At 70.8% G+C, this 25,573-nt stretch carries 15 protein-coding genes; 5 read left to right on the forward strand and 10 right to left on the reverse strand.

All coding sequences use genetic code 11. The annotated features are described in order from the left end of the window. Positions 1 to 305: 305 nt before the first annotated feature. From ACFQS2_RS07480 to ACFQS2_RS07495, 4 genes are all read right to left on the reverse strand, one after another. Positions 306 to 6,530, reverse strand: coding sequence for an Ig-like domain-containing protein (locus ACFQS2_RS07480; RefSeq protein ID WP_377793210.1), 6,225 nt, complete (start codon positions 6,528 to 6,530; stop codon positions 306 to 308). Positions 6,531 to 6,950: 420 nt separating this feature from the next. Next, complete coding sequence (locus ACFQS2_RS07485; protein ID WP_377793211.1) at positions 6,951 to 9,719, reverse strand: transglutaminaseTgpA domain-containing protein; 2,769 nt, start codon at positions 9,717 to 9,719, stop codon at positions 6,951 to 6,953. Further along, complete coding sequence (locus tag ACFQS2_RS07490; RefSeq protein ID WP_377793212.1) at positions 9,716 to 11,146, reverse strand: DUF58 domain-containing protein; 1,431 nt, start codon at positions 11,144 to 11,146, stop codon at positions 9,716 to 9,718. Before ACFQS2_RS07490 ends, ACFQS2_RS07485 begins: the two co-directional genes overlap by 4 nt. Continuing rightward, positions 11,143 to 12,222, reverse strand: a complete 1,080-nt coding sequence (locus tag ACFQS2_RS07495) for an AAA family ATPase (RefSeq protein WP_377793213.1) — start codon at positions 12,220 to 12,222, stop codon at positions 11,143 to 11,145. Before ACFQS2_RS07495 ends, ACFQS2_RS07490 begins: the two co-directional genes overlap by 4 nt. A gap of 136 nt (positions 12,223 to 12,358) precedes the next feature. On the opposite strand from ACFQS2_RS07495, the gene ACFQS2_RS07500 reads away from it, so the two are divergent. Together ACFQS2_RS07500 and ACFQS2_RS07505 are read left to right on the forward strand one after the other, a co-directional pair. Then, complete coding sequence (locus ACFQS2_RS07500) at positions 12,359 to 13,666, forward strand: hypothetical protein (RefSeq protein ID WP_377793214.1); 1,308 nt, start codon at positions 12,359 to 12,361, stop codon at positions 13,664 to 13,666. A gap of 183 nt (positions 13,667 to 13,849) precedes the next feature. Next, positions 13,850 to 14,416, forward strand: coding sequence for a YdeI/OmpD-associated family protein (locus ACFQS2_RS07505; protein WP_377793215.1), 567 nt, complete (start codon positions 13,850 to 13,852; stop codon positions 14,414 to 14,416). 207 nt (positions 14,417 to 14,623) lie between these two features. Here the strand turns inward: ACFQS2_RS07505 and ACFQS2_RS07510 are convergent, their stop codons facing one another. Then, positions 14,624 to 15,775 carry a YhjD/YihY/BrkB family envelope integrity protein gene (locus tag ACFQS2_RS07510; protein WP_377793216.1) on the reverse strand — a complete coding sequence of 384 codons (1,152 nt, stop codon included), beginning with the start codon at positions 15,773 to 15,775 and terminating at the stop codon, positions 14,624 to 14,626. Between the two features lie 489 nt (positions 15,776 to 16,264). On the opposite strand from ACFQS2_RS07510, the gene ACFQS2_RS07515 reads away from it, so the two are divergent. The 3 genes from ACFQS2_RS07515 (at position 16,265) to ACFQS2_RS07525 (ending at position 17,867) form a co-directional block, all read left to right on the forward strand. After that, positions 16,265 to 16,660 (forward strand): phage holin family protein, encoded by a 396-nt coding sequence (locus ACFQS2_RS07515; protein ID WP_377019305.1) that lies wholly within the window; start codon positions 16,265 to 16,267, stop codon positions 16,658 to 16,660. A 1-nt stretch (position 16,661) separates the two neighbouring features. Then, entirely contained in the window at positions 16,662 to 17,462 is an 801-nt protein-coding gene (locus tag ACFQS2_RS07520) for a DUF3618 domain-containing protein (protein ID WP_377793217.1), read from the forward strand. Positions 17,463 to 17,570: 108 nt separating this feature from the next. Next, a complete protein-coding gene (locus ACFQS2_RS07525; RefSeq protein ID WP_377793218.1) occupies positions 17,571 to 17,867 on the forward strand; it encodes a DUF4235 domain-containing protein in 297 nt (98 codons plus the stop codon). Positions 17,868 to 18,014: 147 nt separating this feature from the next. Here the strand turns inward: ACFQS2_RS07525 and ACFQS2_RS07530 are convergent, their stop codons facing one another. From ACFQS2_RS07530 to ACFQS2_RS07550, 5 genes are all read right to left on the reverse strand, one after another. Beyond that, positions 18,015 to 20,489, reverse strand: a complete 2,475-nt coding sequence (locus tag ACFQS2_RS07530; RefSeq protein WP_377793219.1) for a hypothetical protein — start codon at positions 20,487 to 20,489, stop codon at positions 18,015 to 18,017. Positions 20,490 to 20,680: 191 nt separating this feature from the next. Continuing rightward, positions 20,681 to 21,859 (reverse strand): DUF1524 domain-containing protein, encoded by a 1,179-nt coding sequence (locus tag ACFQS2_RS07535; RefSeq protein WP_377793220.1) that lies wholly within the window; start codon positions 21,857 to 21,859, stop codon positions 20,681 to 20,683. 577 nt (positions 21,860 to 22,436) lie between these two features. Further along, entirely contained in the window at positions 22,437 to 23,537 is a 1,101-nt protein-coding gene (locus tag ACFQS2_RS07540) for an HTTM domain-containing protein (protein ID WP_377793221.1), read from the reverse strand. After that, on the reverse strand, positions 23,528 to 24,280 hold the full coding sequence (locus ACFQS2_RS07545; RefSeq protein WP_377793222.1) for a DUF5819 family protein: 753 nt from the start codon (positions 24,278 to 24,280) through the stop codon (positions 23,528 to 23,530). The genes ACFQS2_RS07540 and ACFQS2_RS07545 overlap by 10 nt, the downstream gene beginning before the upstream one ends. Positions 24,281 to 24,415: 135 nt before the next feature. Continuing rightward, a complete protein-coding gene (locus ACFQS2_RS07550) occupies positions 24,416 to 25,480 on the reverse strand; it encodes a hypothetical protein (protein ID WP_377793223.1) in 1,065 nt (354 codons plus the stop codon). Between the last annotated feature and the right edge of the window lie 93 nt (positions 25,481 to 25,573).

The following is a 25,573-nucleotide window of genomic DNA, read 5'->3' on the forward strand; positions in this document are numbered from 1 at the left end:
TTCTTCCGGGACTACCGTCGCTCTCCCGGGCGCACCGCCGCACCAGCCTAGCGATCTTCGCGCGAGTGCCTCGTCGTCGGGTACTGGATCAGGAGCGGGTGCCGTTATCAGGAGCGGGTGCCGTTGCTCTATGAGGATCGGTTCCCGCTATATCGCCAGTAGTCGACGACCGCTCCCGTGCCAAGAGACCCGCCGCGGCATCGGCAGGTCACGGCGGGCCACCGCACCAGCGGGCGACGGCGAGCCGCTGCGACCGTCTCCCATGGCGAGCCCCCGTGGCCGACGCGGGCAAGGCCTCTCGCCCCTCAGCTCGGCATGTAGATGCCGTCGGCCACGACCTTGGTGTTCCCGCATTTGCGGCCGACCTTGATCGTCAGGGGCCAGTCCGGCTCCCCACCGCGCACATACCCGTAGAAGTTCGACCTCGCCGCCGTCGTGGCCCGGCCATTGCTGCCGGCTTTCAGGTCGAAGCACTTGTAGTTCGTCTCGCCCTCGTTGGACAGCGTCACCTTGTACGTCGCGCCGGGCTCAAGGTTCTTCAGCGAGAAGCGGAAGTACCGGCAGTTGCCGCTGTCGCATCCGTCGGTGCCGGCAGGGACCGTGTCCCCCCACGTCACGCCACCGTCCATGGCCGGATCCGGCGGAGTATAGGTCTGGGCCTTCTTGCTCTGCGAGACCTTGTCGCTGGAGAGACCCTTGCCGTTCACCACGCGCGCTTCAATGCTGTGGCTCGAACCGGATTTCGCCGTGATGGTCGTCGAATAGGAGTTGCCGTTCACGGATTTCTTGGATCCGTCGACCCACACCTCGAGCGTCTTGCCGCCCCCGCCGCCATCGCCGCCGGGTGCTTCCGCCGTGACGGAGACCGGGCACGTCTTGCTGTTCGTGCAGCTCTTCGTCGAGATCGACACCTGCGGCTTCGCCGGTTTGGTGTAGGGCTTCACTGAGTTCGACTCACCGGAACGGTCGCTCTCGGTGAAGCGGTTCCGGGCCTGGACCTGGAATCTGTAGGCCTTGCCGTTGGTCAGTCCGCTGATGTCCGCCGAGGTCGCCGACTTGTCGACGACCTTGCTGCCGCCGCCGGACCAGGTGATCACGTAGTCCTTGATCTCGGTGCCGTTGCTCTCGGCGGTATTCCATTCCACGTGCGCTCGCCCGTTCGGCCCGTCGCCCTTGCCCTCGCTGGGCAGGGAGGCCTTCACCCCGGTCGGAGCATCCGGCACCGCCCAGGGGACGACGGCCTCCGACGGCGAGGACGCGCCGGTGCCGCGGCCCACGGAGTTCACACCGATGTAGGTGAAGGTGTGCTCCTTGTTCCGGTCGAGGTTCCTGAAGGTGGCCGACCTCGTGCTCGCATCGACCGTCTGCTCCGCGCCGGAGGAGGCCTTGACGATGTACTCGGTGATCGGCTCGCCGTTGGCCTCGGCCGTGGTCATCTTCGGCCAGGTCACCTTGACGCTGCCGCCGAGCGCAGTGCTGACGCGTTCAGCGGTCGCGGTGCCGCTGGGGGCGGCGGGCTTGCCTGCCGGGTGCTCCGCCCGCGACCAGCCCGACCAGTCCGACGGCTGGTCGGCGAGGTTGTGGGCCCGCACCCGGAACCGGTAATCGGTCCCATTGGTCAGCCCCTCCCAGGCGAGCTCGGTCGAACCCGACTCCACCTCGCGGGTGTGGAGCTCACCGGTGGCGGTGTCCTGCATCTGCAGGTCGTACTTCTGGATGGCGGAGCCATGATTGACCGGCGCACTCCAGCCCACGGTCAACTGCTGGTCGCCGCGCTGGGCCGACGGGGTCTCCGGCTTCTCGGGGCGCACGTCCGGCCGTGCCGTGGCCGAGGCCACCGAGGCCTTCGACGGGCCCACCTCGTTGTTCGCGACGACCTGGAAGGTGTACTCCACGTCGTTCTGCAGCCCGGAGATGGTGCACGAGGTCGAGGCGCACTCCTGCGTCACGGACGGCCCGGTGGCCGTGGAGACCTCGTAGCCGGTGATCGGGGCACCGTTGTCGGCCCCGGCCTTGAAGTTCAGCTCGACGAACCCGTCGCCCACCTCGCCGATCCGCGGGGCCGACGGCGGCTCGGGCGCGGCACGCACGGTCACCCGGATCTCACCGGTGACCTGCCGGTCCGGGTCGCCGGTGTCATCCTTGACGCCGTACTGCGCAGTCAGGATCCCGTGGAAGCCGGCATCCGGGGTGATCGTGACCTTGTTCCCGTCCAGGCCGATCTCTCCCTCACCGCTGGTGATGGTGGGGCTGACGACCTCGCGCTTGCCGCCGGGGAACGGGTTGGAGTCGTTGGCGAGCACGTCGATGGACTTGGTCTGCCCCGCGTCGATCTGGTCCTTGTCCAGAACGGCGGCCAGCAGCGGCCGGTTCGAGCCGCCCACGGTCAGCTGGACCTTGGCCGGGACCGGGTCGCTGTGCCCGTCGGTGACCGAGACCGGCACGTCCACGATCGTTCCCTTGGGCACCTCCGCCCCGGCCTTCGCGGTCACGGTCGAACCCTCCAGGCCGACGCTCACGCCGTCCGTGGCCGGGACCTCGCCGAGGGAGAAGGTGAGCTCGTCACCCTCGGGATCCTCGGCGGAGGCGGCCAGGTCGACGCTCGCCTGCGGCCCGCCCTGCTCGACCTCCAGCACAGCGCCCTGCAGGGTCGGCGGCAGGTTGGAGTCCTCCGGCGCGACCTCCACGGGGATCGCGAGGGTCGCGGTCGCCGCGGTGGCGTCGCCCACCTCGCCGTCGGTGACCTCCACCGAGATGGTGTCCTTGCCCGAGAAGCCCTCCGCCGGGCGGTAGGCCAGCGTGGATTCGTCCTGGACGAGTTCGGAGCCGTCGCTGTGGGCAGCGGTGACGAGGCTGGGATCGGTGATCGTCGCCGGCTCCGCGCCGGGCCGCACCCGCACGTTCTCGGAGTCGGAGAGGTCCACCGTCGCCTCGGCCCCGCCCTGGACCTGGATCGGCTCGCCCACCCACACAGGGGCCTGCTTCGAGGTGCCGGGCACCCAGACGTACCCGGCCGAGGTCAGGCCGTCGACGTCCTCAATGATGTAGCGCAGTCGCTGCTGCTCCTCCTGCGGGGTCACCCGCACGATCCCGTCGTCACGCAGCTGCGTGCCCTCGGGAGCCTCGTCCAGCGAGACCTTCAGGGCACTGGTGCTGCCGTCGGGATCCGAATCGTTGGCCAGCACGTCCACGTCGACGTACTCGGCCTCGGGATCGAGCACCTCCTCGGCGGAGACGAAGTCGTCCCGCGCGATCGGCGCGCGCTCGGGCGCATTGGGATCGACCTTGATGGTGATCGTCGCCGAGCTCTTCAGCTGCCCGTCCGAGGCGCTGTAGAGCACGGTGTGGGTTCCGGGCTCCGACGGGGTGGTCACGGTGACCACCCCGTCGTTCTTCTCCTGCTCCGGATCGGCCACCTCGATGTCCGTCATCGCCTCGACGTCCTCGCGGACGACGCTGAGCGGCGCCCCCTCGGGGTCCGTGTCGTTCTCCAGCACCGGGATCTGCACCTCGCGGTCCGGTTTCACCTCGACGGTGTCGTCGACCGCGTACGGCTCGAGGTTCATCTCGTTCGGCGGCGCCACACCGACCTGCACGTCCGCCGTGCCGATCGCGCCGTGCCGATCCATGACCTGGTAGCTGAACCGGTCGGTGCCCGCGGCGTCCTCGTGCGGCACGTATTCGATCCATTGGCCGTTGGCCTCGGTGACCTCGCCGAGCTGCGGGGTGGGGCTGGTGATGCCCGTCAGCATCACCGAGTCCCCGTCGGCATCGATGCCCGTGGTCGGCACCGGGATCCGCACCGGCGTGCCCGCGACCGTGCGGGCGGTGAGGTTGTCCGGCTCGGGCGGCGTGTTGGGCGCATCGCGGGGCACTATCGTGATGGTGGCGCGGGCGGAGCCGGTGCGACCGCTCTCGTCGACCACCTCGTAGGTCACCACCGCCTCGCCGCTGGCGTCGTCGTCGGCCGTGAAGCGCAGCTGGTCCTCGTGCGTCTCGGCGTGCCCCTTCGTCTCGGCGTCGGAGTCGTCGAGGATCTGGCCGAGGTGCAGGTCGAGATCCGTCGGCGAGACGTCGTTGCCGACGACGTCGATGTTGACCATGTCCCCGGCGCGGACGACGGCCTCGTCGGGCACCGCCGATGGATTGGCGAACTGGGTGTCGGTGCTGGCGACCATCGTGCGGATGGTGCCGGTCGTGGTGCCGGCGGAGTTGGCGATCTCGTAGGTCAGCGCGACCGGTTCGTCGGAGACCTCGGCCCCCGGCTCGGCCTCGACCCGGACCAGGTGATGGGACACGATGGTCGCCTTGAGCCCGCTGTTCTCGGGCACGGAGACGGAGTTCACCACCAGCACGCCCCCGGTGGGGTCGACGTCGTTCTCCAGCGGGTCGATCAAGGTATCCGACCCGGTGGTCACGGTTGCCATGTCATCGACCGCCACCGGCGCGAGCTCCTCGGAGGCCGGCTCGATGACGTCGATGCGGATCAGACCCTGGGTGGCCGTGCTGGAGCCGGCGGCGGCGACGGTGTATTCGAGGTAGTACGTCCCCGGGCTCTCGCCGGAGACCGAGACCGTGCCCGCATCCAGTGCCGGCTCCACCTCGAGTCCCTCCGTCTCGGACACGTTGGTCAGCTCGAGGTCCCCGCCGTTGGGGTTGAGGTCGTTGGCGAGCGGTTCGATGGTGGTGTCCTGACCGGCGACGACGCTCGCGTGGTCGGCGGTGGTCACGGGCGGGATGTCATTCTCGCTGACCGCCTCGACCTCGACGGTGCCCTCGGCGGTCTCACCGAACTCGTCGCGGAAGGTGACCTGGACCTGCTTCGTGCCCGTCTCCAGGCCCGCGTCGTTGAACGTCAGCTGGCCGTCGGGCCGGAAGGTGACGATGTCCTCGGGCTGCGTGGTGGCGTTGGCGAGGTAGAACGCGTCACCCTCGGGATCCTCCCAGTAGGGCTTGATGTTGACGCTGACCTCCTCGCCCGAGCGGACCTTCACCTTGGTCACGGCATCCTCGGCCGGCGCCGGGGCAGAGTTCTCCCCCTCCGGGTGCACATCAAGGGTCACGGTGGCGGTATCGCTCTGCCCGCGGCCGTCGTCGGCGACGTAGGTGAACGAGGCGCTGCCGTTGGCGTCATCGGCGACCTCGATCTGCATCTGCGTCCCGCCGCGGATGGGGGTGACCGTGCCGATCGAGGGCTGCTCCCCTTGGAGCGAGACGGTGAGGATGTCCCCGTCGGGGTCGGTGTCGTTCCTCGTCACCGGCAGCACCACGCTCTGGCCGGGTCTGACGCCGAACTCGTCGTCGTTCGCCGTGGGCGGGCGGTTCTCCTCGTCGCGCTCGGCCGCGATGTTCGTGATCGTGGTGGTGAGGGTCTCCTTCTCCTTCTCCTCGGACGTGTTCGTCTTGATGTCCTGGTTGATCACCCAGTCATCGACGATCTGCATCTTGTCCGTAATCTTCCACGAGAGGCCGAACTCCTGGTCGTTGAGGACCACCAGGTCGTTGTTCACGCGCAGGGTCAGGTCTCCCGCGGTATCCGCCTCCGGGACCGGTTCGGCCACGGGCTCCTGGCCCTCGCACGCGCGCACGTAGCGCATCGACTTGTTCCATGCCCCGTACACGCAGCCCTTCGCCTGGGCAGGGACCACCGGCTCGCCGGTCCCGCCCGCCGGGATCTCCTGGGGATCGCCGCCGCTGAAGGGAATCACGAACAGGCTGTCCGCGGTCGCGAGCGCGAAGTTCTTCGAGGTGGGGCTGGGCTTCTGCAGGCGCGCCGACTCGAGGCTGGAGACACCCTGATCGGTGAGATCGACCGTCCTGAACTCGGTGCCGACGCGCAGGATCCCGTTCTCCTTGTCCAGGATCACGGGCTTCTCGCCGACGGCGGTCAGTTCCAGCATCTCGGGGTCACTGGAGACGTTGCTGGCCACGTTCGGCTTCCCGGGCTTCGTCGTGCGCGTGTCCTGGGAGTGGGGGAACGTCAGCAGCTGGTCGCCGTCCAGGAGGAACACGGTGCCCTCGCTGGAGACCGTCACCAGCGGCGCGCCGTCCTCCGCGGTGTAGTTGGGGTCCACTCCGCTGGGCGTGAACGCCGCGGCTTCCTCAGGCGAGAGGATCCAGAAGCGCCCGTCGGGGGCGGCGATCACCACCCGGTCCCCGCCGAGCTTCACATCGGTCTCGGGCGGCAGGTCGACCAGCCCGCCGCGCTGGACCGAGGCGGTGTTGATGGGGGTCATCCCGTTCGAACCGGTCTCGAACACCGTGGTCCCGGACTGGATGATGTCGAGATCGTCCCCCGTGGTCGCCAGGCGTGCATCGAGCTCACCGGCATCGACGTTCATCCGGCCCATCAGCCCGTCCTGCTGGTTCATCACCCAGACGCCGCCGTTGGAGCTCTCGATGTCCGAGGACGTCAGACCCGGGTAGTTCAGCGCGAACCCGGTCACGACCAGGGCGATCACCGAGAGGACAGCGCTCGAGGCGACGGTGGTGCGCCGGCGACGCCGCTTCACTCCAGCGGTGACGGACATGTGGTGGGACCCCTTCGAGACGACGTTCGCAAAGCGCGCCGACCCATTCCGTAGCTCCGGATCCACCCCCGAGGACGGCCCTGCCGCGCGCACGACGGCCCCAGAGTACCTATCCTCGGCACGGCACGCGACGGGTCGCACGCACGGTGGACGGCGTCTCAGGGCGGGGCGCGCGAGGCTGGGCAGGGCGGGGCGCACGAGGCAGGGCCGGGCTGGGCGCCGACAGATCCGTGACCCCGTTGGAATCGGAGCGTAATACCAACAGCTTCACGGATCTGGCGGCACGTGGGATCCACCGGCGGCGCGTGGGATTCACCAGCGGCACGTGGGGCGCACCGGCGGCACGTGGGATCCGCCGGCACCCACGACAGGGACGCATCACGGGGCGCCTGGGGGCACCACGGGGTGGGCGTCGAGGGGTCAGCGCGAGTTGCGGACCAGTTCCACGACGGTGTCGGCGTCCCGGCGCAGCGGGTGCTGGGCACCGCGCGTTCCCGCGGGAACGTCCCCAGCACGCTCCCCGCGCGTTCCCGCGGGAACGTCTCCGGCACGCTCGCCATGCGTTCCCGCGGGAACGTTGTCGGGACGCGGATCGCTCTGGGCATCCGTGCCGGCGTACGGCGGGCCCTCCCCGACCTGCGACGGGGACGCGCCTGCCTGCGGCGTCTCCCCCTCGGGCAGGGGCGCGGCGTAGCGGGCGGCGGTGTAGGCCGAGGCGATGCGGGCCGCGGCGGCGCGGTGCTCGTCGGTGACCTCGGTGTCGCCCTGGCCTGCCTGGTCCAGTAGGTCGTCCAGCGCGCGGGCCGGGGGCAGCGTCTGGTCCAGGGAGAGCGTCTGCGGGGGGACGCCCCAGGCGCCGGTCCAGCCCAGCCACCGGATCGCCAGGCTGCGGACGGCCAGTTCCCGGGTCAGCTCGGACCAGGCCAGCTCCCCCGCTCGGCGCCGCACTCGCTCGACGGCCGTCGGGGAGGCAGTGCCGGCCAGCACCGCCGCAGCCATCCCGTCACCGGCCCCGGAGCCGGTCCCGCCGGGACCTGCGGACCCACTGGCACCACCAGGCCCACCGGGCCCGCCGGAGCCACCAGAGCCACCGGCACCGCCGGAGCCACCGGGCCCATCGCCACCGCCGCCCTCACCGAGCAGCAGGCTGTTCCACCGGTCCTCACGCAGTCGCATGCGGTGCCACCGGATCAGCACCACGGCTGCCGCGCCCGCCGCGGCGACCAGGGCACCGATCGAGAGGCCGAGCACCAGCCCGCTCTCGACGCGATTGACGGTCTCGGGGTTGCTGCCCAGCCCGCCGCCGTCGGATGCCGCCGCTTCCGTGGAGTCCTCCGGATCCTCGGAGGAGGTCTCCTCGGTGCTGGGGCTCTCCTCGGCCGCCTCCGGGCTGGGCTCCGTCTCCTCCTGCGCCGGCTCCTCGGCCTCGTCGGCTCCCTGGTTCTCATCGGTGACGCCGGGCGGGCGCACCCCGTTGTTCGCGGCGGCCGGCGTCGGCTCGAATCGCACCCAGCCGTACCGGGGCCCGAACCACACCTCGGGCCAGGCATGCGCGTTCTGGGAGTTCACGGACCATTCGTCACCGTCCTGCTCCCCGGCGGTGAAGCCGATCGCCACCCGCGTGGGGTAGCCCTGCGAGGTCATCATCAGGGCGAAGGCGGCGGCGAACTGCTCGCAGTAGCCGATGCGGTCGGAGAGGAACGACTCCAGCGGGTCCTCCCCGGGCGGGGTGCTGACCGTCAGGGAGTAGGCGAAGGAGGAGCGGAAGTAGTCCTGGTAGGCGACGGCGGTGTCGAAGGCGTTGTCCGCCTCCGCATCGGTGGCGATCTCCTCGGCGAGGTCGGCGGCGATCGGCGGCACCTCGTCGCGGGAGGTGTAGCCCTCGTCGAAGGGGGTCTCGAACACGGCGGGGGCCACGGTGCGCAGCTGGTCGGGGCTGGCGCTGCTCTCCTCGGAGGTCACCGTGTACTGCAGGCCCGTCAGCCCCGCGCGTCTCCCGGCCACGGCGATCTCCCCGTTGGAGGGCCGCAGCGAGAGCTGCTCCAGCACGGCCGGGTCGGCGGTGGAGATGTCGCGGATGTTGTCGGGCACGGGCAGCCGGTCCCCGGCGAGGCTGCCGATCTCCACCTGCGTCTCGACCAGGTCGTCGCCGCCGAAGACGGGTGCGCCGTCGTCGCGGGCGTCGGAGAACGCGGCGGTGCTCAGAGCCGGCTGCTCGCTGTCGGAGTCACTGCGGTAGGTCTCCCCGTCGTAGGTGTTCAGCGTACGCAGGCGCAGGTAAGAGGGCTCAGGATCGGTGGTCGTGTAGTGGGCGACCTCGACGTCCTCCTGCTGCAGCAGGGAACGGCGCACCGAGACGTCGTCATCGATCATCACCGGGCCCAGCTGGGGGATGTCGCGGTTCTGCCAGCGGTTGATCACGTCCATGTTCAGGGCGACGCGGGGCGAGGCGACCTGCGGGAGCGCGGCGCCGAGCGGGGCGGCCAGCCCCGCCACCAGCACCAGGCACACCGCGGTGACGGCGGCATGGCGACCGGGGCGGGCCAGCGGGCCTGCCTGCGGCCGGCGGTCGCCCTCCAGATAGGAGGGGTCGGCGTGGACGGTGCGGGTCGCCAGGATCATCAGACCGGCGAGCACGGGCGCGGCGACCGTCCACCACTGGCCGCCGGAGGGCTGCTGCAGGGCCGGGACCAGCAGGAAGCACAGCAGGGCGATGCCGACGGGCGTATGCCACCCCAGGTCCACGAAGACGAGGTCCAGCACCAGCGTGACCAGGGCCATCATCAGGATCACGATGACGGTCGCGCGGGCGCCGAGGCTCAGCGGCGCCATGCCGGAGGCCAGTTCGCTGACGGCGGCCGGGAAGATCGCAGCCTGGTCGGTGATCATGCTGATGGGGCCGTCCTCGAGCCGGACCACGCCCTGGTACAGCTCGATCACGAGCACCAGCAGCGCGACCACCATGACCTGCCCGAGGGGCACGAGCGCCTGGTGCCGAAGCACCTGGCGCAGCGCGATCCCGCCGAGGATCACCGGGGTCGCCGCCGCGGCCGTCAGCATCAGCCAGGAGGACCCCGCCAGCAGCATGGACATGGGCGCCGAGGCCAGCAGGATCGCCACCAGCAGCAGCAGCGAGCGGCTGACGAGGTGCCGGCCGCGCAGGGCCGGGCGTCCGATCAGGGCACTCATGGTGTCTCCTCCGCCTCGGCCGCGGTGAGCAGGTCGGTCAGGCTGTCGGCCGTGGTGCCGCGCACCAGGGTCCATGCCCCGAGCCGGGACCGGGTGGGCGCGGGGCCGACGGCGGGATCGGCGAGAGGGCCGTCCGCCCCCGCACCGTCGGCCCCTATCTCGTCGGCCCGCGACCCGTCGGCCCGTATCCCGTCGGCCCCTGTTCCGTCGGCCCCCACGCCGTCGTGCCCCGTCTCGTCGGCCTCCGCGCCGGGGCCGATCCGGCGGGCGGGCCGGCGCCGTCCGGAGTCCTCGTCGTCCTCGCGCAGGGCCCGCAGGGCGATGGCGGTGCGGTTCGCGGCGCGACCGGCGAAGCGGTCCAGCTCGAGGCCGGCGAACGGTTCGCCGTCGTCGGGCCCGAGGGCGATGGCCAGGGCGGTGTGCCCGGCGGCGTGGTCCTGGCCGATACCGGTGCAGTCGTCGTCGAAGTCGAGTTCGGCCAGTGCCATCAGTGAGGAGCGCTGCTCGAGCGCGTCGGCCTCGCTGCCCAGCGGTGAGGTGCCGGAGAGGCCGCGGCGGGTGCCGGTGCGGGTGATCTCGTCCCCGGAGGCTTCCAGCACGCGCACCTCCCAGCCGTTCTGGCCCAGGGACTCCAGCACGGTCGCGGCGTGGGAGACCAGGCGGTCCTCGACCTCCGGATCGGGCTCGCCGCGCCGGGTGGTGTCCAGCACGACCACGGCACTGTGGCCTTCGGCGGGCTCGTCCTCGCGGGTCATCAGCTGGCCGGTGCGGGCGCTGGCCCGCCAGTGGATGCGGCGGATGTCGTCCCCGGTGGCGTAGGGCCGGGCGATGGGCCCGATCTCCCCCACGCCGGGGGCCATGGCGGCGCCGACGGTGCCCTCGCGGGTGATGCCGGTGGCGCGGGCGGCGGCGGGGGTGAGCTCGGCGACGACCGGCAGTCCGGTGATGCGCTGGCCGTCCTCGATGGTGCGGCGCAGATGGAACAGCCCGAACACGTCGCGCACGATGATGCTGATCGGCCCCAGCTCGTGGGGGCCGCGGTGGCTGACGCGCAGCACGTGGGGCATGTGCCGGGCCAGCGTGAGGTCGCCCTGGCCGCCGAGGGCCGCGGGCAGGTGCTCGCGCACGGCGCCGCGGCCCAGCGGGAGCACGGTCAGCGGGGGCCGGCCGACGAGGTCCAGCTGCACGCGGGCCACGGAGCCGACGGGCACGGCGTCGTCGAGCACCTGGCGCCGCGCATCCAGCCCGATGCGGGAGATCAGGATCCCGGCGGCGCCGATCAGCAGAGCCAGCAGCAGGGCCGCGGCGAGATAGCGGGCGGGCATCACCCGGGTCAGGTCCGCCAGCACCCAGCAGGCCACGGCCAGCACGATCACGACGATGCCGCGAGCGGTGGGCCGCAGGACCGTCCCCGGGCGCGGAGTCACGACTGGGGGGTGCTGCGCAGCACCTGGTCGAGCAGATCGCCCGCGCTCGCGCCCCGCGAGAGGGCCTGAGGGGTCAGGTGCATGCGGTGGCGCCACACGGGCATGAACACGGAGCGGATGTCCTCGGGGTCGACGAAAGTGCGACCGGCGAGGGCGGCGTGGGCCTTCGCCGCGCGCACCAGGTGCACCGCCGCGCGCGGGGACGCCCCGAGAGTGACCTGCGGGTGGGAGCGGGTGGCGTCGGCCAGGCGGACCACGTAGTCCAGGATCAGCGGGGAGGTATGGACGCGGCGCACGTCGCGGACGTGCGCCGCGATGCGTTCCGGGGTGGTGCGCCGCTGCACGGCGTCGAGGGTCTCGCGGTCGCCCTCGGGGACGGGGCCGGTCTGGGCGGCGAGCATGCGCGTCTCGGCGGCCTGGATGGGGTAGCCCATCGTGGTCTGCGCGAGGAAGCGGTCACGCTGCGCCTCGGGCAGGCGGTAGGTGCCCTCCATCTCGACCGGGTTGGCGGTGGCGACCACCATGAACGGCTCGTCCAGCTCGTAGGTGGTGCCGTCGACGCTGACCTGGCGCTCCTCCATGGCCTCGAGCAGGGCGGACTGCGTCTTCGGGGAGGCGCGATTGATCTCGTCGGCCAGCAGGATCTGGGTGAACACGGCGCCGCGGCGGAACTCGAACTCCCCCGTGGCCTGGTTGAAGATGCTGGCACCGGTGACGTCTCCCGGCAGCAGGTCCGGGGTGAACTGGATGCGGTGGCGCTCGGCGCCGAGGGCGGCCGCGAGGGACTTGGCGAGCATGGTCTTGCCGACGCCGGGGATGTCCTCGATCAGCAGGTGCCCGCCGGCCAGCAGCACCAGTACGGCGATGCGGGCCACCTCGCTCTTGCCCTCGACGATCGAGGCGACCTCGGTGACCACGGCATCAGCCTCGGCGGCGATGTCCTGGGCCTCGGCGTCGGTGAGCGGGGGCAGCGCCGGAGCCGGGGCGGTGCCGACGGCGCCCTCGTGGGCACGGTCGAGGCGGTCGGGGCTCGGGCCTTCGTCGAGAGCGACGAATGGTCCTTCGTCCTGCGTCATGGCGGGCTCCTTCAGGTCGACACCGAAGAGGTCGTTCACGAAGTGTTTGCCCGAGGATGAACTCCATGCGGGGGACAACGGGGGGACCTCCCCATAGAGTATGACGGTCCCCCGTGTCTTTCGAGGAGTTCTCCCTGTGACCACCCGCCGTCGCCCGGCCACCGCCAGGATCGGAGCCGGGCTGCTGCTGGCTGCAGCGTGCTCGCTGGCTCCGGCAGCTGTGTTCATCGCGCCGGGCGTCGCCGAGACGGCACCGATGACCGGGGACGTGTGCAGCAGCGCACGGGTCTCGGCCTCTCCCTCCGAGATCGCGCCCGGCGAGACGGTGACGATGACCGGTGAGTGCTTCCCGGCGAACTCCCCGGGCACGATCAAGATCGCGGGCCCCTCCGGGACCGGCCCGCAGACCATCCCGGTCACCTCTGATCGCGACGGCACCCTCTCGTCCACGTACGGCCCCGAGGTGCCGGGCGACTACTCGTTCGTCGTCGAGGCGGGTGGAGACCAGGTCACCGGCCAGTTCACCGTGACCGGGGCGGAGCCGGCACCGGAGCCCGAGCCGACGGAGGAGCCGGACCCGACGGAACCGCCAGAGGAGCCGACGGAGCCGACAGAGGAGCCGGAGCCGACGGAACCGCCCGACGATTCGACGGAGCCGCCGGAGGACCCGTCCGCCTCACCGACTTCGGACCCCGAGCCGGAGCCGGAGCCCACCGAGGACCCCGAACCGACCAGCCCGGACCCGACCAGCCCGGATGATGCCGACGGCACCGCGCCCGACCAGGGCGACGGGTCGGAGGGGGCCGACGGGGATGATGCGACGGACGGCGATGACGGAGCCGGATCCGGCGCCGACGGCGATGACGCTTCCGATGATCCGGCCGGCAACGACGGAACTGATGGGGCCGACGGGGCTGACGGGAACGACGGGGCCGACGACGGGCAGAACCCTGATGCGCCCAACGACGGCACCGGACCCGACGAGCCGGCCGAGGATGGCGACACCTCGACGACCACTCCCCCGGCCGACCCCGCCCCCGGGAATGACGAGGGCAGGGAGGACGGCGAGGATCCCGCACCGAACGGGAGCGACGACCGGCCCGCCCGGCCCGAGGAGCGCCCCGCCTCGCCCGAGCCTGCCACGGACGATTTCCAGCCCGATCAGGCTCGGAACTCCTCGGCCCGGCAGGCCGCTGCCCAGGCCCTGCTGATCGGCGAACTGCTCAGCGGTGGCGGCTCGACCGGTCCTGATGCGGACGACGACGGCGCGGCCGACGGCGACGCGTCCACCGGGGACAGCTCCGATGGCGGCACCTCGGACGGCCGCAGCGACGAACTCGCCGAGACCGGCACCGAGCCGGGCCGAGCAGCGGCACTGACGACCCTCGCGCTCGGTGGCGGAGCTGCCGCGCTGTGGGTCAGCCGGCGCCAGCGCGAGGAGTAGGGGCACCTCGGGCGGGACGCCGACCGTCGAGTCGGTTCACCCCGGTCAGCAATCCGGCCCGCCCCGGTCAGGAACGGAGAAGCGCCTCTGCGACGCCGGTTCTATCCTGGAAGCACGTATCCGGTGCTCCTCATCCACCCCACCTCCCGTGACGGCACCGGCGCCGAGGTAAGGAGAACTCTCATGGCTGCACGCACCGCGTCACAATCTGACTCCAAGGCGCCGGCCATCCAGGGCCACGCGCGTGTGCGCGCCATCGGCGAGCGCCTGATCCTCCCGCTGCCGGACGAGGCCAGCGCGCAGCTCCCCTCCCGCGGTCAGGTCGCGGTCACCGGTGAGCTGAACGGCGTCGCGCTGGAGACCGTGGTCGAGCCGGACGGACGCAAAGGCCACTGGCTCTCCATCGACACGGACCTGCGACAGTCCGCCGGCCTGCACGACGGCGATACCGTGGCCTTCACCCTGACACCGTCGGCCACCTGGCCCGAACCAGAGATCCCCGAGGACCTCGGCACGGCACTGTCCGAGGCGGAGGACCTCGAGCAGACCTGGGCGAGTATCACGCCCATGGCGCGCTGGGAGTGGGTGCGCTGGGTGCGGGCCACCAAGAACCCCGACACGCGTGCCCGGCGGGTGGACGTCTCCATCGACAAGCTCCGCTCCGGCAAGCGCCGCCCGTGCTGCTTCGACCTGGCCTCCTGCACCGACCCGGAACTCTCCAAGAGCGGCAAGCTGCTCGAGATCGAGTGACGTGGGGCCAGCCAGCGGCAGGGGGCCAGCCGAGTGACGACAGGCCGACCCAGCTACATGGAGCCAACCGGCGACATGGGGCCAGCCGAGTAACGCGAAGCCTGCCATGATCCGGCGGCGGACCCGGATTGGAGCCAGCATGTGCACACGTAGGCGCTATATAGAGCTATCGGTGCACATGCTGGCGCCAATGTGGAGAGAGGACAACTAGGAACGGCCCCGCTTCCGCCGGCCCGACGAGCCCTCCTGACCGCGCCCGCCGGACGAGCCTTCCTGGCCGCGCCGGCCCGACGAGCCCTCCCGGCCACCGGACGGGTTCTCCTGGCTGCGACCGGCGCTCTTGCGCAGGTTGCGCCCCCGCTCGACGTCCTCCGCGTACTTCCGCGCCCGCTTGTCGCTGGCCTTGGTGTCCCGTGGCGGCAGCTGCAGCTCCTCCTCGGCGGGGATGCCGGCCTGGAGCTCACGGCCCCGCTCGATCTCGCTGTCGACCTCGGCGCCGAACAGCAGGATCGCGTTAATGATGTAGATCCACAGCAGCAGCACGATCACGCCGGCCAGCGCCCCGTAGGTGGCGTTGTAGTTGCCGAAGTTCGAGACGTAGAGGAAGAAGCCGACGCTGGCCAGGACCGCCACGATGATGGCCAGCAGTGCGCCCATGCTGACCCACCGGAACTTCGGCTGCTGCACGTTCGGGGTGGCGTAGTACAGCAGCGCGATCGTGAACACGACGACGGCCGCCAGTACCACCCACTTCGCGATCGACCACACGGTGATCGCCACGCTGCCCAGCCCGATGGCGCTGCCCACGGCCTCGGCCACCGGCCCGGAGAGCACGACGATCAGCAGCCCCACCGCCCCGAGCAGGAGGAACAGCGCGGTCAGCAGGTACATCTGCAGGTTCAGCTTGATCGCCCCGCGCCCCTCGGGCACGTCGTGGATGGTGTTCATCGCGCGGGCGAAGGCCTTGGTGTAGCTCGAGGCGGACCACAGCGCGGTCAGCAGACCGATGATCAGGCCGATCCCGGCGGCCGGCGCGGTGAGGATCGACTCCAGCGCGGGCCGCACCGTCTGCCACATGTCCGGCGGGACGATGCCCTGGGCCTGGTCGAGCACGGCGGTGACGGTGGATTCGCTCTGGCCCACCAGGCTCAGGAGGGAGACCAGGGCGATCAGGGCCGGGAAGATCGACAGCACGGTGCGGTAGGTCAGGCCGGCGGCGAGATCGCTGCAGCCGTCGGCGGAGTACTCGCGCATCGTGGTGCGCAGGACGTACCGCCAGGAGGGGGCCGTGACGTCGGCCGGGGTGTCCGGCTTCCGCGAGTCCTCAGGGTGCGGGGCATCAGCGGGGTGACTGCCCACGGACGTCTCGGTGCCCGCCGTGGGGCTCGTGCTCCTCGATGGCTCAGTGCTCGTTGGGGGATTTGTGCTCTTCGATGACATCGCCGAGTCCTTTCGCCGCATGACACCTCTCGCGTTCGTGCGGCGATCGAACCATGCCGGCGCCGGGCAGAGAACACCCCGGCGTCCACTCGGCGCGGTCCGGAGGGTTCCGGCGCACGTCAGCGGCCATCACGTCTGGCCGCCCGGTTCGCGACCATGCGGTCGAGGGCACCGTCCATCCGGTCCGTCACCGAACGTGCAGGTCACTAGCTGGCTCGGCGGTGGGGGCCGACGCGACTTCTTGACGGGTGGCGACGCCTGCCGAAGGCTTTGGCCCATCACACAGCGTCCGCTGTGGCTGATGGCTCGTCCCACCGCTGGGGCCCGCGCGAACCGCCTGGTCATGCGGGCCGGCCGCAGAGACTCATACAGGGATATCCGCAGCTGAGGATCCGAAGGGAGTATCCGGTGACAGTCCCCGATCCATCGAGAGAACCATCCGTCGCCGATCTGGTCGATCGGCTCTCCGAGCAGACCTCGCGCCTGGTCCGCGATGAGCTCAAGCTCGCTCAGGCCGAGTACACCGAGAAGGCCAAGCAGGGCGGGACCGCCGCAGGTCTGGTGGGTGCCGGCGCCGTGCTCGCCTGGTTCGGGTTCGGCATGCTCCTGGCCACGCTGGTGCTGGTCCTGGCGCTGTTCCTGCCCGCCTGGGCCGCAGCGCTGATCGTGACCGTCGTGGTCTTCATCGCGGCCGGCATCGCCGCCCTGATGGGCAAGAAGAAGGCCGAGGACCTGTCCCCCACGCCCGAGCGGACCGTCTCCACGGTTCGTCAGGATGCCGACGAGATCAAGCAGAGGATCTGACATGACCACAGCCCTGCCCCCCGAGGACCGACACGACCAGCCCGACCAGCGCAGTACCGCCGGTCCGGGCAATCAAGCCGAGCACACCCCCAACACGCGCCCCGCCTCGCAGACCGACCCCAACCCCGGGCCCGCCACCGACCCGGGCTCCGAGACCGGCCGCCGGGCCGCCGGCGACGGTTCACGGGCCGAGGCCGAGTCCGACGCCGTCAAGGCCGAGGACGACTCCCCCGAGGCGCTCGAGGCGGACATCGCCCGCACCCGCGAGGAGATGGGCGAGACCGTCGAGGCGCTGTCCAAGAAGCTCGACCCGAAGGCCCAGACCGAGCACCTCAAGAACGAGGCGGGCCACAAGGCCGAGGAGCTCCAGACTCGCGCCCGAGAGCAGGTCGAGCTTGCCCGGACCAAGGCCCAGACCTCCGTGGCCCAGGCGCGGGAGGCGCTCACCGACGCCGAGGGTCGTCCCAACCGCAACGGGTGGACGGCTCTGGGCGCAGCCGGTGCGGTGGCCCTGGCAACTGTCGCCGCGATCATCGTGCGCGCCACGGGCGGGAAGCGCTCGAAACCCGCGCCCACTGCCCGTCGGGTGGGCGCGACCGGGATGGGCCGCGCCGCCCGGGCAGGGCGCGTGGCAGGCGCAGCGCGCGCCGAGGCCAAAGCCCGCGCCGCGTCCCCGGAGCGGCTGAAGCGCAAGGCCCGCACCGCCGCTCCGGCGCCCCTGCAGAACAAGGCGCGCGCCGCCGTCCCGGCACGCCTTACGCGCAAGGCCGGCGCCAGCCGCGGACTTCGCGCAGCGCGCTGAGCCGAGGTCGCGCCGGAATCGACTCGAGCCGGGAAGCCCGGGCCCGTCGATCCCGGCCGCCGACATCGCCCGCACGTCCAGCACCGCCAGTCCGGAAGGAGCACGTTCATGCCTCACAAGAAGTCGACGCATACGTCCGCGAAGATCCTCTACCGCCCCATCGGGCTGCTCAGCGGTGTCGTCAGCGGCGCCCTCGCGGGCGTGCTGTTCAAGCAGGTCTGGAAGCTCGTCACCCCGAAGGAGGCCGGTCAGGCGCCCAAGGCGCTGGAGTCCGACTTCCCGCTGCGGGAGGTGCTTCTGGCCTCGGCCCTGCAGGGCGCCATCTACGCGGCGATCAAGGCGGCCGTGGACCGCGGCGGGGCGCGCACGTTCGAGCGCCTCGTCGGCGAATGGCCCGGCGACTGAGCGCTCAGTCGCCGGGCCGTCCCCTGCTCAGGCCGACGGGTCGGCCGCGGTCAACCCCGTAGACCGGTGCCCGACGGGGCGGCGGGCCAGGTCGCCGTGGTCATGAGCCCCGCCGGGGCCGTGCCCCGGACCGCCCGGCCCGGAACCTCAGCTGCCGCCGTTGCCCTTGTCATGGCCGTTGCCGTTGCCGTTGCCGTTGCCGTTGCCATGGCCGTTGCTGTTGCCATGACCGTGGCCGTGGCCGTTGCCGTTGCCGTTGCCATGGCCGTTGCCGTTGCCGTTGCCATGACCGTGGCCGTGGCCGTGGCCGTTGCCGTGGCCGTTGCCATGGCCGTGGCCGTGGCCGTCGGCCTCGACCGGGATGCTCACCTCTGTGGCCTCGGAGCGGCGCTCACCGAAGCCCTGGTCCAGGGTCAGCACCGTCTCGGCGTCGGAGAGCCGGTCGCCGGGAACGGTGAGAGCCCAGGTGCCGTCGCCCGCCACCTCGGCGCTGAGGGTCTCGCCGCTGCCGGGCAGCACGGCGCGCACCTCGGCGCCCGGGGTTCCGGTGCCCTCGAGCACAGCGTCCTCACCGGCCGCGACCGCGGACTCGGGCTGCTGGGTCACCGCGAGCGTGCCCAGATCGGGACGGGCGGTCAGCCACTGGTCCTGGTCCAGGGGACGATCCGAGATGCGGGTCTCGCCCACGCAGCCGTGCCAGCCGTTGGTGGCCGCGTCGTCGACCCAGTCCGAACCGATGATCCAGGGCATGGACTCGTTGAAGGACTGGCCGAGCACGTCCTGGGAGGTGCGCAGCACGGGCGCGCCGTTGACGTACATGACGATGTCCTCGGTGGCCGGGTCGTTGACGATCGCGACGTGGTTCCAGGTGCCCGGGAGGATCTCCCCGGACCATGCCGTCTTGTCCCCGGCGGCCGCGTCCTGGCCGACGGTGGTGAACTGGTACTCGCGCAGGTTCGAGACGCCGAGGGCGGTGGGCGAGGCGGTGTAGTCCCACTGCGACCAGGGCATGCCCTCGATCTGGGAGCGGTTGCCGCTGCGCACCAGGGCCTTGCTCCAGCCGTTGGCGGACTCACTCCAGTCCTCGTCGATCTTCAGGAACGTCTCGATCGTGTAGCCACCGGAGAGGTCCGCGTTGTTGACCGCGGCCTCCGGGTCGGTGCTGAGGTAGCTGAAGCGCTCCCGGCTGGAGTCGTCGAAGCACACCGAGCTGCCCGAGGCCGAGTACCGCTGGGACTCGCGCTCGATGCTGACGTCCTGGACCTGGGCCTCGCTGGACCCTGACTCCTCGAGGCTCACGCGGTGCAGGTCGCTGTCGCCGGCGGCATCCTCGATCACCGCGCCTTCCTCGATGGTGCCCTCGGGGGCGTCCATCCGCCAGTGGGCAAGGGTGCCCGGGGCGCGCACGTAGTCCTGGGCCGAGCCCGGCTCCTGCGTGCTGTTCTCGGGGACGCCGCTGAAGCCGTCGGTGACGAGGTCGACGGCGCGCTGGGACAGCGAGGGGTACAGCCCCTCCCCCGGACCGAAGTCCGGCGCGAAGCCGGCGAAGCGCTCGGCGAAGTCGATGTCGACGTCGAAGCTCTGCGCCGGTCCGGTCAGCGCGGGCTGGTCGAACTGGGTGAGCTGGTCCTGGGACTTCTGGCCGACCCACGGGGAGACGGTCTCGCCGTGGATGCCGCCGCGGGTGAGGTCGAACTCGAGCAGGCCGAGGTAGCCGTTGCCGCCGTCCTGGGCCATCTGGTAGTCGATGAGGATCTGGGTGACGTCGTGGCCGGCGTCGTTGGCGCGGGTGGTGACCGCGGCGCCGTGGTAGTGCCCGTTCAGGGTGAGGAAGATCTGGTCGTTGCCGGCGATCAGGCCGTCCCAGAGCTGCTCGCCGTAGTCACTGGTGAACCCCTGGCCCTCGGTGTCGATGGCGATGGTGTCGTGCGTGGTGAGGATGGCGGGCGCGGTGGGGTGCGCATCCAGCACGCCCTGGGCCCACTGGAGGGTCTGCTCGGAGGCTCGCCAGGGCAGGGCGAGGACCAGGAACTGCTGGCCCTCGGCTTCGAAGAGGTGGAACTGGCTGAGGCCGGTGGGGTCGCTGCCGCCGTAGGTGGACTGCTGGGCGGCGCGCTCGGGGCCGAACCACTGGGCGAACGGCTCGGCGGCGAGGTCGTAGTCGGTGTCGGTGAGCTGGTCGTTCGAGTCCAGCACGTCGTGGTTGCCGGGGAGGATGGAGTAGGGCATGCCCGCCTCCTCCAGGGTGGCCATGGCCTGGTCGGCCACTTCCCACTGCTCCTGGACGCCGGCCTGGTCCACGACGTCGCCGAGGTGCGCGGTGAAGGGGATGTTCAGCTCGTCGGCGTGATCGGCCAGCCACTGGGTCTGGACGTTGAAGGGATCGGTGCCGTAGTCGGGGATGAAGTTCGACTGGGCGTAGCGGGAGTAGAACTGCGTATCGGGCAGCACGGCGAGGCTGAAGCGGGAGCCCTCCTCCCCGTCCGCGTGCGCCGACGGAGCGGTCGGCGACCACAGCAGCGAGGTGGCGGCGAGGGCGAGGGCCAGCAGCAGCCAGCTGCTGCGGCGCATCGGGGAGGCAGGCACGGCGGCGCGCGCCGAGGGCGGCGAGGAGGGACTCATGGGGCGGGGACCTTTCGCGGGGATGCGCGTCGCCGGGGGCGACGCCGGGGATCGGGCCGCTCGACGGTATGAGCCCCACGTCACCGGGCCGTAGCCACCCGATGACGCTCAGGGTTCAGCCGGGTTAACTTGTTGATTCCCGTGCACTCTTCGCGGCACGCCACGCGCTTCCCCGCCCCGGTCCCGTCCGGTCAGTTCTCGCAGCCGACTCCGTCGCCGTCCCTGTCGAGCTTGCGTGAGTAGCCGGGGTCGCCGACGCGCACCGGCGCCGCCCCGGCCGCTCGTGCCGCATCACAGTTCTTGTAGTGGACGCTGCCGCCGGCCGGTTCTTCGGGCTCGGGTGCGGGAGCCGGTTCGGGGGCAGGCTCGGGTTCCGGGGCGGGCTCGGGTTCCGGGGCAGGCTCGGGTTCCGGGGCAGGCTCGGGTTCCGGGGCGGGCTCGGGTTCCGGGGCGGCCTCTTCGCGCGCACCATCGCCCTCCCAGCGGTCCGGCGTGACCTCGTCGTCAGCGAATGCGGCGAAGCCCTCACAATCACCAAGGACCTGTTCGATGGCGTCCTTCTCGGCCGGCTTGACCCACAGGCCGTACTTGTCCTTCACCGCTAGCTGCCGAGAGACGTATTCGCACCGGTACGACTTGTTCGGCGGAAGCCACGTCGCGGCGTCCCCATCACCCTTCTGCTGGTTCAGGGAGTCTTCCACTGCAAGCAGATTGAGTGGGTCGTTGCCGAACTCCACCCGCTTCTCCTCATCCCACTGCGCGGCGCCGGTCTGCCAGGCGTCGGAAAGAGCCACGACGTGATCGATATCGAGAGAGTTGTCGTCCTCCTGGTGGAAGGAGACGTCCGCACCGCTGTAGGGCGAGGGCGCGAGAACGCCGGAGAGGACGACGCACCCCTCGGTGCCGTACTCGAGCACGATGTCGCTGAGGTCGCGGCGCAGGATGTCGTTGCGGGTGTCGCACCCGTTGCGGTCGATGTCATCGCGCCACCCGAAGGAATCGCGGTCATAGCCCGTCTTCGGCGCGCGGCCCTTGACCTCGAGCCCGGCGAGAACGCCGAGGGCGCTCGAGCGGTCAGGCGTCGGCTCGGGCGCGGCGGTCGGCGTAGGGGTCGGTGTCGGCGTGCTGGTCGGCGGCGGGGTGGCGGTCTCCGTCGCCGCTTCCGGCGCGACCGTCTCAGCGTCGGCCTCGCGGGCAGCGACCGTGGGCTGATCGGACGGCGTCTCGTCCACGGGAGGAGCGAAGACCGCTCCCAGGACGCCGGTGATCATCACCAGGAGAAACGCGAGCCCACCGCATCCGCAACATGACAGTGCGGAGATGACGCCGATCTTCTTCTTACCTTTGAGCGCGCCGAGCTGAGGAGCCATCGTGACCCTTACTTAGAACCTGAGGAGGAGAAGACACCGCTCGGCCTGTTCGGCCGCCCGCCGTTCACTATGGACTCGGGTGGTGTTCCATGGATGATTGAACACCACGCCACGCCTCTGGATACCTCGAAATCCGCCTCCGGAATGTCTCGAGACGGTCACAGGAATCGTCTCTTTCGACCCCGCGGCAAGGCCCCTACGGGCCCTGGCAGAACCAGCCGAGGCACCGACACTTCACGGCCTGATACGCCGCAGAGCCGCCTCTCGCTCCGCCTACCGGCAAAATGCCTCCTCGAGTAGCTCGCGAGAGCAGAAGCCTTCGGCCGGGCGGACCTCGGTGCACGGTGGACGATGGCGAAACGCGACACGGAGCGGACGAGGCCCACGGCCTCGCCTGCTCCATGTCGTGCTCTACAGGCTGCGGCAGCACTACCGCGAGCTGCGCTGCCGCGACTCGCACGGCTCCGCGGCGTCAGCCGCAGGTGGCTCACACCTGGTCGATGTGGTCGTTCCACGCGCTGACCGGCTGGCTGCCTGCGACCGCGTCAGCAGGTGACGGACGACGGCTGCGCGGGCCTCACTGGCCCACGGAGGCCGGTGACGCGTCGGAGTCCGTGGAGACGCCGGTCTCCTCGGAGCCGCCAGCCCCCTTCCCCGCTCGCCGGCGGCGGACTCGTGCACGCAGTCCGCGCGCGAAGCGGTTCCCGGTCACGGTGGTGCGCAACCAGGTGACGATCGTGATCCAGGTGGCGCCGGAGACGAGCACGGCGTCCGCGGAGGCCATGATCCCGGAGAAGAACGGCAGTCCCATCGTCACGGCGATCGTGAGGTGCATGCCCAGCAGCATGAGCAGCGCGATCCGCCGGGTGATGGTGTTGAACAGCAGGAACGGGAAGGCGATCTGGGCGAGCACGGTCACGTAGGTCGCGATCACCACGGGCAGGGCCCAGTGGGTCATGAGGTCCGCCAGCGGCGGGAAGACGCCGTAGGCCTCGGACTGCAGCGGGTAGTAGACCGCGGTGCCCTCCTGCCACAGGCTGCCCTGGACCTTGTAGAGCCCTGCCTCGAGGTAGACGATGCAGATCTGCGCGACCACCAGGCACAGCCCGATGTTGTGCAGCACGGATCCGGTCTGCGTCTCCGGGGCGTCCTTGGCGGCGCGGCGCCGGGCATCCAGCGACCAGCGACGGGAGATGTCTACCAGGATCAGGTAGATCAGCATGACCCGGATGAAGTAGTTGCCACCGTCGGAGATGGGCGTGTTCTGCCCGTTCAGCGTGGTGTAGGCGATGAACAGCAGCGGGGTGACGATGCGGGTGCGCCAGCCCAGGGTGAAGGCGACGACCAGAGCGATGGTGACGATGTACCAGGCCCAGAACAGCCCGGGCCCGGCCTGCTGGAGCAGGTCGAAGGGGAAGTTGTAGCCGAGGATCTCCCGATAGGGCTGCCAGTATCCGGAGCCCGGGCCCCAGATGCGCGAGGCGATCGGGAGGTTCAGCAATAGCCACCCGAGCAGGAAGCTGCCGGAGGCGATGCGCATGATCGCGAAGCCGTAATCGGCGTGGCGGTCGGCGATGAACCAGGTGATCAGGCGATCGAACAGGCGCATCGGGGCGTCGCGGTGGGTGCGCAGCCAGTCCCGGACCGGGGCGGAGGTGCTGGGATCCTTCACGACCATGCTGCGTACACCTCCTCGTCGAACTCCGTCGCCGGGCGCCAGCCGATGTTCACCCACGACTGCGAGGGCTCCTCCGGCGGGTCGTGGCGCTGGTCGAAGTCGGGGACCGCGTCGCGGCGCATGCGCACTTCGACCAGGGTGACGTCCTCGCCGTACTCCTCGTACATGTACAGCGTCCCCAGGCCCACGGCGGAGTCCTCGAGCCGCTGATAGACGCGGAGGTCGCTGAGCTGGGCGGGGCTGTAGGTCTCCTCGGCCTCGGCGGAGTAGAGGTCGACGCCGAAGACGGGCTCCCCGTCGATGTGGTTGTCCTCCGCCATGGCCTGCTGGTCCTGGGAAAGGTCGCGCGCGGCGGGCCAGAGCCGGCCGTGGACCACCTTGGACTGGCGGGATTCGCGATTGGCGAAGATGTTGTAGTCGACCGCTTCGAGCTCCTCGGCGGTGACGTTGCGCCATGGGGTGAACTCGGCCCCGGCGTCGCTGCCGCCGGCGCAGACCTCACGGGAGCTGACGCAGGCGCGCACCAGCATGTTCTCGTCCTGGGAGTAGGGGCCGGGGGCAAAGAGGTTCCAGCCCTGATCGAGCGGGCCGAGGAAGTACCGGTTCAGGGCCGGCTGCAGGGACTGCTTGATCGGGGTGTCCGGACCGGTGTAGGCGAGAGTGGCGCCGATGTGGCCGGCGGCGAGGAGCCCGACGATCGCCAGGACCACCGCGGGAAGACGGCGGATGCGGGGCTTAGCCATGCGAGGAGAGTCCGTTCTGCGAACTATGTGGAGAAGAGGGGGTTTGCGAAGAAGCGGTGACGACGGGCCGATGGCCGCCGGGCGCGGCACCGAGGTGCCGGCCCGACGGCCATCAGTGTGTGTACTGCGAGTCGGTCAGCGACCGGCCCGACGACGGGTGATCAGCGCCGCGCTGCCCGCGAGGAGCAGCAGGGCAGCCAGCCCGGCCATGGCGGCGGTGCCGGCCGCACCGGTCTGGGCGAGCGAGCCGCCCCCGTTGCCGCTGGTGCCACCATCGTACGAACCACCGGAGCCGTTTCCGCCCCAGCCGCCCGAGGTGCCGTTGCCACCGGTGTTGGCGGACGTGTTGTCCGCACCATTGTCACCGGCATCGTCGGCAGTGTTGTCCCCGGCGTTGTCAGCGGTGTTGTCTCCACCGTTGGCAGCGCCGTTGTCCGCACCCGAGCCGTTGGTCACGGGCAGGGTCACGGTCGCGGACTCACCGGTCTCGGCTTCGGCCACGATCTCGTAGTCGCCGGGAGCGGAACCCTCGGGAACCGTGATCTCGGCAGTGAAGCCACCGTTGTCATCGGTGGTGACAGTGACCGGGTCGCCGACGGGGTTGCCCTCGGGATCGGTCAGCTGCACCTCGACCTCGGTGTTCGGCGGGAAGTTCTCGCCGGTCACCGTGGTGGACTCACCGTCGTCGACGGTCTCCGGGTCGACCGAGACGGTCGGATCCTCGGTGGTGCCGTCATCGCCGGTGTTGTCACCGGTGTTCTCACCCGTGTTGTCGGCGGTGTTCTCACCGGTGTTGTCCGCACCGTTCTCGCCGGTGTTGTCACCGGTGTTGTCGGTGGTGTTCTCACCGGTGTTGTCGGCCGTGTTGTCCGCACCGTTGTCCGACCCCGACTCGTTGGTCACCGTGAGGATGTCCGTGACGGAGTCGCCACCCTCGGGTGTGGCCACCACGAAGTAGTCAGCCGCAGGAGTGCCCTCGGGAACGGTGACCTCGGTGGTGAAGCCACCGTCGTCATCGGTCGTGACAGTGACCGGGTCCCCGACGGGGCTGCCCTCGGGATCGGTCAGCTGCACCTCGACCTCCAGCGGCAGCGTGCGCGTGGTGCCCTGCAGGCTGCCGGCGACGGTGATCGTGGCGCCGAACTCGCCGAGCGCCCGCGCGAAGGACAGCACCGTGCCCGAGGCCAGGCTCGGCAGCATCAGCGGCAGCGTCACCCGCAGCAGCACTCTGCTGGGCCGGGCGCCGAGCGAGGCGGCCGCGTACCTGCGGTGCGCAGCGCCCCCCGGGCATGG

This window comes from Brachybacterium sp. GCM10030267, from assembly GCF_042666875.1.
Taxonomy (GTDB): domain Bacteria; phylum Actinomycetota; class Actinomycetes; order Actinomycetales; family Dermabacteraceae; genus Brachybacterium.